The sequence below is a fragment of the Streptomyces sp. NPDC006643 genome, assembly GCF_042870175.1.
Lineage (GTDB): Bacteria > Actinomycetota > Actinomycetes > Streptomycetales > Streptomycetaceae > Streptomyces.
The window spans coordinates 290,729-303,694 of sequence record NZ_JBIAHA010000005.1; the positions used below are offsets into that span (position 1 = coordinate 290,729).

General features: G+C 70.8%; 10 protein-coding genes. 4 read left to right on the forward strand and 6 right to left on the reverse strand.

The features are described 5' to 3' along the window. Positions 1 to 71: 71 nt before the first annotated feature. The 3 genes from ACFYNU_RS09650 to ACFYNU_RS09660 all read right to left on the reverse strand — a co-directional run bounded on the left by ACFYNU_RS09650 (position 72) and on the right by ACFYNU_RS09660 (position 4,687). Positions 72 to 1,955 (reverse strand): LCP family protein, encoded by a 1,884-nt coding sequence (locus ACFYNU_RS09650; protein WP_356584543.1) that lies wholly within the window; start codon positions 1,953 to 1,955, stop codon positions 72 to 74. Between the two features lie 224 nt (positions 1,956 to 2,179). Beyond that, positions 2,180 to 3,742: an LCP family protein gene (locus ACFYNU_RS09655; RefSeq protein WP_356584544.1), complete on the reverse strand. Its 1,563-nt coding sequence runs from the start codon at positions 3,740 to 3,742 to the stop codon at positions 2,180 to 2,182. 192 nt (positions 3,743 to 3,934) lie between these two features. After that, complete coding sequence (locus tag ACFYNU_RS09660; protein WP_356584545.1) at positions 3,935 to 4,687, reverse strand: TIGR03089 family protein; 753 nt, start codon at positions 4,685 to 4,687, stop codon at positions 3,935 to 3,937. A gap of 137 nt (positions 4,688 to 4,824) precedes the next feature. On the opposite strand from ACFYNU_RS09660, the gene ACFYNU_RS09665 reads away from it, so the two are divergent. From ACFYNU_RS09665 to ACFYNU_RS09675, 3 genes are all read left to right on the forward strand, one after another. After that, positions 4,825 to 6,117 (forward strand): N-acetylmuramoyl-L-alanine amidase, encoded by a 1,293-nt coding sequence (locus tag ACFYNU_RS09665; protein ID WP_356584546.1) that lies wholly within the window; start codon positions 4,825 to 4,827, stop codon positions 6,115 to 6,117. Positions 6,118 to 6,180: 63 nt separating this feature from the next. Next, on the forward strand, positions 6,181 to 7,263 hold the full coding sequence (locus ACFYNU_RS09670) for an NDP-sugar synthase (RefSeq protein WP_356584547.1): 1,083 nt from the start codon (positions 6,181 to 6,183) through the stop codon (positions 7,261 to 7,263). Between the two features lie 660 nt (positions 7,264 to 7,923). After that, on the forward strand, positions 7,924 to 8,964 hold the full coding sequence (locus ACFYNU_RS09675) for a DNA-3-methyladenine glycosylase family protein (RefSeq protein WP_388765694.1): 1,041 nt from the start codon (positions 7,924 to 7,926) through the stop codon (positions 8,962 to 8,964). Between the two features lie 21 nt (positions 8,965 to 8,985). Here the strand turns inward: ACFYNU_RS09675 and ACFYNU_RS09680 are convergent, their stop codons facing one another. The 3 genes from ACFYNU_RS09680 to ACFYNU_RS09690 are packed head-to-tail and all read right to left on the reverse strand — an operon-like array spanning position 8,986 to position 11,778. Beyond that, positions 8,986 to 10,296, reverse strand: a complete 1,311-nt coding sequence (locus ACFYNU_RS09680; RefSeq protein WP_356584548.1) for a coenzyme F420-0:L-glutamate ligase — start codon at positions 10,294 to 10,296, stop codon at positions 8,986 to 8,988. Then, the gene (gene cofD / locus ACFYNU_RS09685; RefSeq protein WP_356584549.1) at positions 10,296 to 11,264 is read right to left on the reverse strand and encodes a 2-phospho-L-lactate transferase; all 969 of its coding nucleotides are present in this window, start codon (positions 11,262 to 11,264) and stop codon (positions 10,296 to 10,298) included. The genes ACFYNU_RS09680 and cofD overlap by 1 nt, the downstream gene beginning before the upstream one ends. 13 nt (positions 11,265 to 11,277) lie before the next feature. Then, the gene (locus tag ACFYNU_RS09690; RefSeq protein ID WP_356584550.1) at positions 11,278 to 11,778 is read right to left on the reverse strand and encodes a cysteine dioxygenase family protein; all 501 of its coding nucleotides are present in this window, start codon (positions 11,776 to 11,778) and stop codon (positions 11,278 to 11,280) included. 623 nt (positions 11,779 to 12,401) lie between these two features. On the opposite strand from ACFYNU_RS09690, the gene ACFYNU_RS09695 reads away from it, so the two are divergent. Then, on the forward strand, positions 12,402 to 12,665 hold the full coding sequence (locus ACFYNU_RS09695) for a WhiB family transcriptional regulator (protein WP_023541320.1): 264 nt from the start codon (positions 12,402 to 12,404) through the stop codon (positions 12,663 to 12,665). Positions 12,666 to 12,966 lie beyond the last annotated feature (301 nt).

Consider the following 12,966-nt stretch of genomic DNA (forward strand, 5'->3'; position numbering starts at 1 on the left):
CCCAGTGCCCCCTACCCCTGTCTTTCAAGCGCTCCGCGCGAGCCGGCGCTCCGGGCACACCGGAACCGGTCTCACTTGGCGCACACTTGCTTGTCCGCTTCCACCTTCTGTACGCCCTCCGGCGCCTTCGCCGGACCGGTGATGGGCACCCCCGCGCCCTTGAAGTCCGCCCCGAGGGTCAGCGTCATCGCTTCCAGCCCCTCGGCGTCCTCCTTGCCCGGCTTCATCGCCCCGGCCGGCAGGCCCATCATGTCCGCGAGACGGCGGGCCTGGTCGGCCTGGTTCGGCGCGTACTCCAGCGATGTCTTGTCCAACTCCGCAGGCGCGTTGCCCTTGTTGGTGGACTTCGGCACGCCTTCCTCGTTCTGGAGCCAGGACAGCGTCTCCTGGGCGGAACCCTGCGGCCCGCCGCCGTTGAACACATCAACCCTGACATCGGCGGGGTCGGCCTTGGTTCCCTTGAGGAGCGCCGCCTGCTTGCTCTTGGCCGCCGCCTCCTTCTCCTTCACCTCGGTGAGGGAGGTGTCGTTCTGCATCATCGCGAACAGCGGCTTCGCCTGCGCCTCGTTCACCACGACCGTCGCCTTCACGACCTCGGCCGGATTGTCCAGCACGGGCAACGTGGTGAAGCTGATGTTCTTGGGGTTGACCTTGGACAGCTCCATCCCCAGGTCACGCAGCTTCTCGATGCTGCCGATACCCGTGTCGACCGTGAGCGCGTCGGTCGCCGCCGACGCCAGGTCCCACAGCTTCGAGGGATTGGTCAGCGTCTCGCTGGACTTCATCTTCCGGATCAGCGAACTCAGGAACTGCTGCTGGGTCTGGATCCGGTCCAGATCGCTCTCGTTGCCGAAGCTGTGCCGCGTACGCACGAAGGCGAGCGCCTGCTCGCCCTTGATGACGTGCTTGCCCTTGGTCAGCTTCAGATGCGAGTCGGGGTCGTCGACATCCTTGTCGACGCACACCTCCACACCGCCGACCGCGGTCGTCAGGGTCTTCACCGCGTTGAAGTCGGCCATCATGAAGTGATCGACCGTCAGACCGGTCAGCTCCTTGACCGTACGCATGGTGCAGCCCGGGTCGCGCTCGGACTGGCCGAGGCTGGTGTTGAACCGGACGCCCTGCTCACCGGGGACGATCTTCTTGCCTTCCTCGGTGTTCGTCTCGCAGTCCGGGATGTCGGTGATCAGGTCACGGGGGATGGAGAGCGCGGTCGCGTTCGTCCGGTCCTTGGAGACATGGAAGAGGATCGTGGTGTCGGCGTGGCCGACGCTGTCCTTGTCGCCGTAGCTCTCGTTGCCGGCCCCGGTGCGCTTGTCCGTGCCGATCACCAGGATGTTGACGGCCTGGTCCTTCTTGAAGCCGCCGCTGCCCGCGCCCTCGACGTCGATCGTCTTGATGTTGCCGTTCAGCTCCTGGTACGCGTAATAGGCCGCGCCCGCACCGCCGATGAGAATGAACGCCGTGATGCCGCCCGTCCAGCCGAGGAGCTTCTTCTTACGGGACTTGGGCGGTGCCTTGCGCTTGCGGCGCCCGGCGGCGGCGTCGGCGTTGTTCGCGGCGCGGCGGCCCCGCTGGGCGGGTACGTCACGCCGGGACGTACCCGAAGTGCCCGTGGAACCGGAGGAGTTACGGGCGCGGGGGACACGCGCCCCGGCGTCGTCGCCCGCGCCGTCGGCACCGGAACCGGCAGCCGCGCCGGCACCCGCTCCCGCGGCGCCCGGCGCTCTGCGGTCTCGGCCGGAGCCGGAACGGCCCTGCGGCGCCCCGTCCGTGGGAGGTGCGTTTCTGGACCGGCGAGGGGCGCTCTGCCCGTTTCCCGTATCACGGGAAGGGGCGGACGACTGCCCTTCGGAGTGGTTCAGTCGCAATTCGTAATTGCCGGTCTGCGGGTTGAGCACCCACTGGTCGGCGGGGTCGATCCCGTCCGACTGTCCACGGCTATGCGCATCCACGGTTGCTTGAGTCCTCCGTCGGTGCCACGCGAAGCGCCTCTTCCCCCAAAGGCGCTCGGTCTTTCGGTCCGGCAGTGCGCGACCTCGCGGTCCGATGAACCGGATTGCGTCACACTATCCGCCCAGTTCAGCGTCCAGCGACGCCAGTGACAAATTCGACTCCTCTTACAAGGGGGCAATCTGCCCAATCGTCATAGACTGCCGACCGGTCCTTGGTATTGCTTTTACTCACAGAGCCCCGCGGCGGCATTTGTGCCCGGGAAAGTCGGAGTCGCGGAGGGATCCGACGGTCCTGTGTCATCCGGCTTTCCATCCGTTTTTGAACTTCCGCCGTCACGCTGTGTGTTCTCGGAGGCCTGCTTCTCCTCGGCCGACACGACCGAGACGGGCTCGTCCTTACGCAATTGCGCGAACAGCCGCCCCGCGTCCGGCTGTACAAGCTCGTCACGATTCGGGTCATTCACATAGGGCTGTCGCGGTACGGTCAGAAACTGCACCTTTTCCGTCGGTACGTTCCGCAGGCCGCGCGCCAGGTCGTACAAGTCCCTCAGGGTGTTCAGACCGGGGTCGGTCGTCAGGGACTTGGTCGCCGCGTCCAGCACCGGATACAGCCGTGTGGGATTGAGCAGAACACCGTTGCTCTGCACCTTCCTGACGAGCGAACCGAGGAATTGCTGCTGGCGCTCCATGCGTTCGGTGTCGCTGCCGTCGCCGATGGTCTTGCGGGCCCGTACGAAACCGAGGGCCTCCTCACCGGTGAGGGTCTGCTTGCCCGCCGGCAGCTTCAGATGCGCGTCGACGTCGTCCACGGGCTTCTTGAGGCAGACCTCGACCCCGTCGACGGCGTCCACCATGTCCTTGAACCCGCTGAAGTCGATCACCATGTGATGGTCGACGCGGATGCCGGTGAGCGTCTCGACCGTACGGATCGAGCACGCCGCGCCGCCGAACTGGAACGCCCAGTTGAACTGCGCGGACTGCTTGTTGGAGCGCTTGCCGTCCTCGGTGAGGCAGCTCGGAATCTCGACCATCAGATCGCGCGGGATGGAGATGGCGGTCGCGCTCCGCCGGTCGGCGGCGAGGTGCAGCAGGATCGTGGTGTCGGAGCGCTGCGAACCGCCGTCGTCCCGGCCGTACTTGCCGTTGCCCGCGCCCGAGCGGGTGTCGGAGCCGATGAGCAGGATGTTCTTCGCGTCGACGGCGATGGGCTTGGGACGTTCCTTCTCGTACGTCCGCAGCTCGGCGGCGGCGGTCGTGTCCGTGGTGATGTTGCTGTCGAGCTTCTGGTAGAACCACCAGCCGACACCGGCGGCGGCGAGGACGACGACGGAGGTGCCGAGCGCGGTCCAGCGGAGCCAGTGGCGTTTGCGCGGGGTGCCGGGGGAGTCCGGGGAGTCGGGATCGGGCCCGTCGGCGACCGCGACGGCCTCGGCCTTGGGTACGGCGCCGGCCCCGGGGGAACTGTTGGCGTCGGGTCCGGTCGTGGGGTCGGCTTCAGGAGAGCCGTCCGCTTCGGTGGCGGCTTCGGCGTCGGGTACGGCGTCGGCTTCGGGTACGGGGTCGGCTTCGGTGACGGCGTCGGCCGATTCCTCGGAGGTCTGGCCGTCCGGCTCGCCCGTCGAGCCGGCACCGGAACCGTCCTTCCGCCCGCCCTCCCCTTCGCTCTCTTGTCTCTTCTCGCTCCCGTCGTCGCCGTCGGACGCGGGCGACGCGGTCGGCGGCTCGTCCTCTGCCCGGGGGTCCGGTTCGGGCGGCGTGCCAGCACTGTCGGTCACGGCGGAGTCCATCCTTCACGGCGTCGGCGGCGCACGGCTCCGCCGGTTTCAGGGGTAGACGGCTGAACCGCGCGCTTGGTTGTGCACTGAACCAGATCTACCGACGATCATCTACCGGAGGCGGCGTTCCGCGCCGGAACCCGTCGGACCATCAGCTCACCGTGTCGCACCCCGACGCGCCGCCGCGCGCCCGTCGCGGACCGCCTACGCCGTCGCGGTGACCCGCTCGCTCTCGACCCGCTTGGCCAGCCCTTCCGCCGACAGCTGGTCCAGATTGCGGCACAGCACCACCGACGAGCCCGCAGCGAGCGGCGCGTACAGCCCGGCCGAGAGCCCGTCCCAGGAGTCGTACGGCCTGCCGGACAGCAACCGAGCGCCGGGCGCCGTCAGACCGAGGGCCGTGGCGTCGGCGCGGGCCCGCTCGACGACCTGGGCCGCCGTCAGCTCCGCACCGCCGACGGAGAGCGCGGGCGCGTCCGGATCCACCGGTTCGAACGGGGCGAACCGGTCGCCCTGACCGGGCACCTCCACCGCGTAGTCGGCGAACCCGTCCGGCGTCTGCGGGAAACGGCCGCCGAGCGGGCGCAGCGCGAGCGCCAGCCGCTCGCCGCGGCAGGCGCGGGCGGCGTCCAGCGTGTCGGGACCGGTGACGACGAGGTCAGCGCGGGCCGGGTCGCCGCCGATGTCGACGCTCACCCCGACCGATGAACAGGCGATCAGCCAGACCGCCGACTGCCAGTGCGCGGGCAGCAGCAGCGCGAGCCGGTCGCCGGGCGCGGCGGCGAGGTCGCCCTGGAGGAGATTGGCGGTCTTGGACACCCAATTGGCGAAGGTGGCGACGGACAATTCCACGCGTTCACCGGTGGCGTCGTCGTAGAAGGTGATCAAGGGGCGGACCGGATCCGTCGCGAGGGCGGATCGCAGCAGGTCGGCAGGGGTGCGGTCGCTGGCGTTCACGCGGGCAAGGGTACGTGGCGCGGCCGGACGCGCACCGCCGTACCGGTGACACCGTCCACCGGTTGGTCCGACGGCCCGTCAGTTTCCGCGGGCGCTCCCGGAAGGCGGGCGCGGCCGGCCAGCCGCACGATCGGGATATGCGTGCACTCCTGTCTTCCTCGATCGGCGTCGCCTGCGCGGCGGCTCTCGTCCTCCCGCTCTCCGTGCCCTCCGGGGCAGCGGCGGCTCCCCGCGACGTCCGGGCGGCTTCCCCCGTTCCGGGCTCCACCGAGTCGCTGCCACTGGTCCCGCTCGGATCCGAACGCTCCTCAGGTGTCGCCACCGAGCAGGGGCTGCCCCGGCGGGACGTCCAACCCTTCTCGCTCGTCGGTGTCGTCTGGGACGACGCCGACGCCGAACTCAACGGATCGGTCCAGGTCAGGAACCGGTCCTCCGAAACGGGCACCTGGTCCGGCTGGCAGGACCTGGAGACGCACAACGCCGAACACGGCGCCGACCTCGGTACGTCGGAACGTGACTCCGGCACCGTGCGGGGTTCCACGGCGCCGCTGTGGGTCGGGGCGTCGGACGGTGTCCAGGTACGGGTCCAGGGACACGACCACCCGGACGCCGACCCGCAGACCCGTCCCGCCCGCGCGCCGCTGCCGAGCGGCCTGAGCCTGGAACTGGTCGACCCGGGGGAGGCACCGGAACAACTGCCGGTGACGGAGGCGGACGCCGCGCGCGGCCAGGCGCCGGCGACGAACCCCGACGCAACGTCCAAGACCTCGACGTCCAAGACGACGACGTCCAAGAAGACGACCACGAGCGCCGCGAAGACGTACAAGGCGCCGCGCCCGAAGATCGTCTCGCGCAAGGGCTGGGGCGCGAACGAGAAGCTGCGCGAGAGGCAGCTCGGCTACACGAAGACCGTGAAGGCCGCCTTCGTCCACCACAGCGCGACGGGCAACAACTACACCTGCAAGCAGGCGCCCTCCGTCATCCGCGGCATTTACCGCTACCACGTGACGAGCAGCGGCTGGCGGGACATCGGCTACAACTTCGCGATCGACAAGTGCGGAAACATCTACGAGGGGCGCGCCGGGGGCGTGACGAAGCCGGTCATGGGTGCCCACACGCTCGGTTTCAACACGAACAGCACGGGCATCGCCGTCCTCGGGTCGTACTCGAAGACCAATCCGCCCGCGGCCGTCACGACGGCCGTCGCCAAGCTCGCCGCCTGGAAGCTCGGGCTGCACGGGATCAACCCGAAGGGCAAGGTGACGCTGACGTCGGGCGGGAGCAACAAGTACAAGAAGGGGAAGAAGGTCAGCCTGAACGCGATCTCGGGACACCGGGACGGCTTCGTGACCGACTGCCCGGGCAACAAGCTGTACAGCAAGCTGGGCGCGGTGCGTGTATCCGCCGCGAAGTACCAGGGACGCTCCTAGACTGACTGGCCATCCCCCGCACGGGGGACCCGCCGGCTCCAGCAGGAAGCAGAGACGAACAAGGTGACTGAAGCGATCCTCCTGGTCGGCGGCAAGGGCACCCGGCTCCGGCCGCTCACGGTGCACACGCCGAAGCCCATGGTCCCGGCGGCCGGTGTCCCGTTCCTCGCACATCAGCTGGGACGGGCACGGGCCGCCGGGGTCGAGCACATCGTCCTCGCCACGTCGTACCTGGCCGAGGTGTTCGAGCCGTACTTCGGGGACGGCTCGTCGCTCGGCCTGCGGCTGGAGTACGTCACCGAGCAGGAGCCGCTCGGCACCGGCGGCGCGATCCGCAACGTCGCCTCCCGGCTGGACTCCGGCCCGGACGAGCCGGTGCTCATCTTCAACGGCGACATCCTGACGGGCCTGGACATCGGCGCCCTGGTCGCCACCCACGCGTCGTCCGGGGCGGACGTCTCGCTGCACCTGACACGGGTCGACGACCCGAGGGCGTTCGGGCTGGTACCGACCGACGACGACGGCCGGGTCACGGCGTTCCTGGAGAAGCCGCAGACACCCGAGGAGATCGTCACCGACCAGATCAACGCGGGCGCGTACGTCTTCCGCCGCTCGGTCATCGACTCCATCCCGACGGGCCGCCCGGTGTCGGTGGAACGCGAGACATTCCCGGGCCTGTTGGAGTCCGGGGCGCATCTCCAGGGCATGGTCGACTCCACGTACTGGCTGGACCTGGGCACCCCCCAGGCATTCGTCCGCGGCTCGGCGGACCTGGTGCTGGGCGTGGCCCCGTCCCCCGCGATCCCCGGCCGCTGCGGCGACCGCCTCGTCCTCCCGACGGCCACGGTCGCCCCGGACGCGAAACTCACGGCGGGCACGGTGATCGGCGCGGGCGCGGTGATCGCGGAGGGCGCCCGCGTCTCGGGCAGCGCGATCCTGGCGAACGCGGTGATCGGCCCCGGCGCGGTCGTCACGGACTCCCTGGTCGGCGCGGGGGCCCGAGTGGGCGCGCGTACGACCCTGACGGAGACGGTGATCGGCGACGGCGCGACGGTGGGCGCGGACAACGAACTCCGCGCGGGGGCCCGCATCTGGTGCGACACGACGCTCCCTCCGGCCTCGATCCGCTTCTCGTCGGACGAGTAACGCGAGGCCCTGGGCGCTCGCCGACAGGCAGCCGCAGGGCCTAGCTCCCCGGCGGGGGCGCGCCGACCTGGTGCGCGGCTGCGGGCTGGGTGATTCCGTACGGGCCCGTACGCCGGCACGGCGGTGTGGTCCGCCTCCGGCAGGGGGCCGGGGGCTCGCGCTCCCGGTTTCGATCCGGTGCGCGCCGCGGGCCGCCGTACCGCGTACCTGGCCCGCTTCGCGGGATGCGAACTGCTCCGGCGCATCGCGGGCGGCTGGGCCCGTGCGGGCGTGCGTAGCGGCGCGGAGCTGGGTTTCAGTGCGGCGGTGCGGTCCGCCTCCGGCAGGGGGCCGGGGGCCCGCGCCCCCGGTTTCGATCCGGTTCGCGTCGCGGGCCGCCGTACCGCGTACCGGCGCGCAGGTGGGTTTCCACACGGCGGTGCGGGCCGCCTCCCCGGCAGGGGGTCCGGGGGCAGCGCCCCTGGTCTCGATCCGGTTCGCGTCGCGGGCCGCCGTACCGCGTACCGGCGCGCAGGTGGGTTTCCACACGGCGGTGCGGGCCGCCTCCCCGGCAGGGGTCCGGGGGCCCGCGCCCCCGGTTTCGGGAAGGGGCGGGGTTGGGGAAAAGCTCCCGCCCCGCACCGCCTACCCTCGTCACAGACCCCGACCCCAAGGACCCTCGTGGCAGGCCGCTTCGCCCCCCGCCCCCGCACTCCCGCCGGCACCGGCACCGGCACCGGCCCCATCGCCACATCCTCCGCCAAGACCCGCCTCTACACCCCACCCGGCGGCGATGCCCTCGATCTGGGCCTCGTCCTCGGGCCCCTGCGCCGCGGCCCCGCCGACCCCACCTTCCGTACCGCCCCCGACGGATCCGCCGTCCGCGCGACCCGCACGCCCGCCGGGCCCGGCACCCTGCGCGTGCGGGCCGACGGCGGCGGCGTGCGTGCCGACGCGTGGGGCCCCGGCGCCGACTGGCTGCTGGAGCGGCTGCCCGAGTTGCTCGGCGCGGCGGACGACCCCGCCGCCTTCGTCCCGCGCCACCGACTCCTCGCCGCGTCCCAGCGCCGCCGCCCCGGCCTGCGCCTGTGCCGCACCGGCCTCGTCCTGGAGTCGCTGATCCCGTCGGTGCTGGAGCAGAAGGTCACCACCATCGAGGCGTACCGCTCCTGGCGCCACCTCGTGAGGAAGTACGGCGAGCCGGCCCCCGGCCCGTACGGCGACCCGCCCGACGACCGCCGAGAGGACCGCCGGGACGGCCGCCGCCGCGACAGCCGTATGTACGTCATGCCCGACCCCCGCACCTGGGCCATGATCCCGTCCTGGGAGTGGCACAAGGCCGGCGTCGACTCCAAGCGCTCCGACACCATCGCGCGCGCGGTCCGTGTCGCCCGCCGGCTGGAGGAGGCCGCCACCATGGAGCCCGAACTCGCCGCCGCCCGGCTGGAGTTGATCCCCGGCATCGGCCCGTGGACCTCCGCCGAGGTGCTTCAGCGGTCCAACGGCGCCCCGGACGCCGTCACCGTCGGCGACCTGCACCTCCCGGGCATCGTCGGCTACGCGCTCGCCGGCCGCCCCGACACCGACGACGCCGGGATGCTCGAACTGCTGGAGCCGTACGCCGGGCAGCGCCACCGCGCCGTACGGCTCATCCTCCTCACGGGCCGTACGCCCCCGCGCCGCGCCCCCCGCATGGCCGTCGGCAGAATCGCGCATCTCTAGCGGGCCGAGGCCGCCCGCGCTTCAGCGCACCGCGATGAAGTCCTCCGCCGCCCGCCCCGGCCGCGTCCTCGGCTCCGCCGCCGCGTGCCCGACCGCCACCGCGCCCATCGGGTCCCAGTTCGCGGGCAGTTCGAGCACGTCCCGTACGACGTCGCGGCAGAACATCGTCGACGACACCCATGCCGAGCCGAGCCCCTCACCCGCCAGCGCCACCAGGAAGTTCTGCACACCGGCGCCCGTCGCGACCACGAACATCTCGCGCTCCGCCGTGTCACGGCGCGCGTCCCCGTACGTATGCGCGCCGTCCGCCACCAGGCACGGCACCGCCAGATACGGCGCGGCACGCAGCACGTCCCCGCGCCGCACCCGCTTGGCCACCGACTCCTCGGACTTGCCGTCGCGGCGCAGGTCCGCGATCCACGCGTCCCGCATCGCGTCGAGGAGCCGGACGCGCGACTCGGGCGTCTCCAGCAGGACGAACCGCCACGGCGTCGTGTGATGCGGAGCCGGCGCCGTCACGGCCGCGGCGACCGCGCGCCGTACCGCGCCCGGATCGACCGGCTCGTCGGTGAACTCCCGGACCGTACGCCGCTGGGTGACCGCTTCCCGTACCGCTTCTGACGTCCCGAGCCGGAACATGTCGTCGGCCGCGACCCGCACCAACTCCCGCGCGGTGTCGGCCGATTCGCCCACCAGCCGGGCCAGCCCGCTCACGACCGCCACCGGCAGTCCGGCGACCTTGCCCTTCACCAGGTCACCGGCGGCGGCCAGTTCGTCGGCGAGAGCGACGACCGTCGCGCTCATCGGATTGCCGTGCGGGTCCGTACCGCCTCGCAGGTCGTCCAGGACCCGCACTCCCGCCGCGCCGATCGCGACGTCCGTCAGCCCGTTGCGCCAGGGCCGGCCGAACGTGTCCGTGACGATCACGCCGACGTCCACGCCCAGCGCGTCCCGCAGCCCGTCCCGGATCGCGCGCGCCGAGGCGTCGGAATCCTCGGGCAGCAACAGCACCGTCCCCGAAGGGGTGTTGGACGCGTCGACGCCGGCCGCGGCCAGCACCAGACCCTGCCGGTTCTCCACGATCCGCAGCGGCCCGCGCCGCGCGACGACGCGCACCGTCTCCGCGTCGATCGCCGCCTCGCGGTCCGGCGCCCGGACGATCCGGCCCTCGGCCTTGGACACGATCTTCGACGTCACGAGGAGGATGTCCCCGTCGACGAGACCCGGGCCCGCCGCGACGATCAGCTTCGCGAGGTCGTCACCCGCGCGCACCTCCGGCAGCCCTGTGAGCGCCCGCACGCTGTAGGACGCCACCTCCGCGTCGTCGGACATCACGCCCGCACCTCCTCGGCCAGCGCCAGCGCCTCACGCGCCATCGCGGTGGTCGCGTCCAGGTCGGTCATCATCAGCGGGACGGCCCTGCTGCGGATCCCCGCGCCCTCGATCTCCGCCACCGAGGCGGCGTCCACCGTGTCGACCAGCCAGCCGTCCAGCAGCCCCGAACCGTAGTGCTGCGCCACGGCGGTGGCCGTCGACTCGACGCCGATCGCCGCGAGGACCTTGTCGGCCATGCCGCGCACGGGCGCGTTCCCGACGATCGGGGAGAGCCCGACGACCGGCACCCCGGCGTCGGCGATGCCCTCCCTGATCCCCGGCACGGCCAGGATGGTGCCGATGCTGACCACGGGGTTGGACGGCGGGAAGAGGATGACGTCGGCCTGGGCGAGGGCGTCCAGCACGCCCGGCGCCGGCTTGGCCTGGTCGGCGCCGACGGGCACGACCGCGTGCGCGTCCACGGAGGCGCGCATCTTCACCCAGTACTCCTGGAAGTGCACGGCCTTGCGCTCGCCCGTGGGGCTGTCCGGCACATCGACGGCGACGTGCGTCTCGACCCTGTCGTCGGACATCGGCAGCAGCCGGACCCCGGGCTTCCAGCGCGCGCAGAGCGCCTCGGTGACCGCGCTCAGCGGATAACCGGCGCCCAGCATCTGGGTGCGGACGATGTGGGTGGCGAAGTCACGGTCGCCGAGCCCGAACCACTCGGGCCCCACCCCGTACGCCGCGAGCTCCGCCTTGACCTGGAACGTCTCGCCCTCACGTCCCCAGCCCTGCTCCTCATTGATGCCACCCCCGAGGGTGTACATCACCGTGTCGAGGTCCGGGCAGACCTTCAGCCCGAACAGATGGATGTCGTCACCGGTGTTGCCGATCACCGTGATGTCCGCGTCGGGCGCGGCCTGTTTGAGGCCACGCAGAAAACGGGCACCACCGATACCGCCGGCCAGAACCACAATGCGCATGCTGTGCAGTTTGTCAGGCGGGTACGACATCCTGGGCCGCCGGGGCGCACCGGGCGGAGTGCATCGGCATCTCGGTCAGACCCGGGAAGTAGATGTGCAGACTCACGGCCGGTTCGAGCGAATCGTTGACCACTTCGTGGACGTAACCGGGCGCGAAGACCCGCTGCGCGCCGCCGCCGAGCGTCCGGCCCGCCGTTTGCGTACGCTCCGTCAGTTCGCCGTCGAGGACGGTCAGGACGCCGGACGAGCGGCCGTGGTCGTGCAGTCCGCTGCGCTGGCCGGGCACCCAGGAGAGCAGCCACACCTCGTAGCCGGGGCCGGTGCCGAGCCGGTGGTACCAGCGGCTCGCGGCGTCGTACCGGACGAGCGCCGCCCACCGTGCGCGGTCGGCGGCGATGGCACGGGCCAGCCCGGCGAATTCGGCCACGGTGTCCGGATGCTCACGGACGGGCTGGAGAAGGTGCGGCACCTCAAGGAGGTCGCCTGCGATCTGAAGGTCGCTGTCGCTGTTCATGGGTGTGGAGGGTCCTCGGCAGAAGGGGAGAACAACCGGGGGGAACGAGATGTTCGGCCGGAGCTTCAGTGGCTCAACAGCACGGACAACAGGAACAGCAACAGCGGGTCTGGGCAGCGCTGCGGAATCCACGGGTGTGGATCGCGTACGAGGCTGAGGTGACCGGCATGCATTCAAAGGTGGCGGGAACGGTTCCCGCTTGTCAACTCAATGACCGATTTGGCGGCAATGTTTCACCTCATCCAGTTACGGAGTTCGGAGAAAGGTTTGTGCACCCGCTGACGTGGAGACATGGCGCAGCAGTCGTGCTCGCAAACACCGTCGCGCTCCCGTGATCAGGCTGTGATTCGGATCGCTTCCGTGGCTGGATCGCAACATCGTCCAGGCTCTGGGCGTCTCCCTCGGGGAGGAGTGGATGCGGGCAGGCCAGTGGCATGTGTCAGGTTTTTGGTGATTTGAACACTTTCCGCATAGCCTTGGTTCCGCAGAGTGAATACCGGGACCAATAGCAGATCTCGGCTTGACTGGCTCGTATCCGCACACTTGTAATTTCACTCGTGTCGTTCGGCCGAAAACGGTAACGGCCGCAAGCACGGGGACGTAAAGACAGACGAGGGGCGCACATGACCGAGCTGTTCGAACAACTGCTGGTCGAGGACGCGGACGAGGAACTCGGCTGGCAGGAGCGCGCGTTGTGCGCCCAGACCGATCCCGAGTCCTTCTTCCCCGAGAAGGGCGGCTCCACCCGCGAGGCGAAGAAGGTCTGTCTCGCCTGTGAGGTCCGCTCCGAATGCCTGGAGTATGCCCTCGCCAACGACGAGAGATTCGGTATCTGGGGCGGTCTGTCCGAGCGTGAGCGCCGCCGACTCAAGAAGGCCGCGGTTTGAACAGTTCCGGCCATTCTCCGACCGCACCCCGCGCGATAGCCCGCGCAACACCTCGCACCACCTCGCGCGCCTGTCGCGCCTGTAGCGCGAATTTTCTGAACGGTCCGCCGTCTGCGTCCTCTTCGCAGGCGGCGGACCGTTGTCGTGACCGGCGCGGGCGGCGCGGCCCGGTGCTGTCTCCCCGGTAGTCCGCTTTGTCCAGGCGCTCGGCGATCCGGTGGTTGTTCCTACCGTTAGTGTGGGGCCCCGTCCGAGACGCCCCAACGCCCCGTCGGGGCGACCCCCCCGGCCGGAGGGCCCC

Bases quoted from the DNA above. Each gene is read 5' to 3' on its own strand.
- ACFYNU_RS09655 (WP_356584544.1), bottom strand. From the start codon at position 3,742: ATGGACTCCGCCGTGACCGACAGTGCTGGCACGCCGCCCGAACCGGAC.
- ACFYNU_RS09665 (WP_356584546.1), top strand. From the start codon at position 4,825: ATGCGTGCACTCCTGTCTTCCTCGATCGGCGTCGCCTGCGCGGCGGCT.
- ACFYNU_RS09680 (WP_356584548.1), bottom strand. From the start codon at position 10,296: ATGTCCGACGACGCGGAGGTGGCGTCCTACAGCGTGCGGGCGCTCACA.
- cofD (WP_356584549.1), bottom strand. From the start codon at position 11,264: ATGCGCATTGTGGTTCTGGCCGGCGGTATCGGTGGTGCCCGTTTTCTG.
- ACFYNU_RS09690 (WP_356584550.1), bottom strand. From the start codon at position 11,778: ATGAACAGCGACAGCGACCTTCAGATCGCAGGCGACCTCCTTGAGGTG.
- ACFYNU_RS09695 (WP_023541320.1), top strand. From the start codon at position 12,402: ATGACCGAGCTGTTCGAACAACTGCTGGTCGAGGACGCGGACGAGGAA.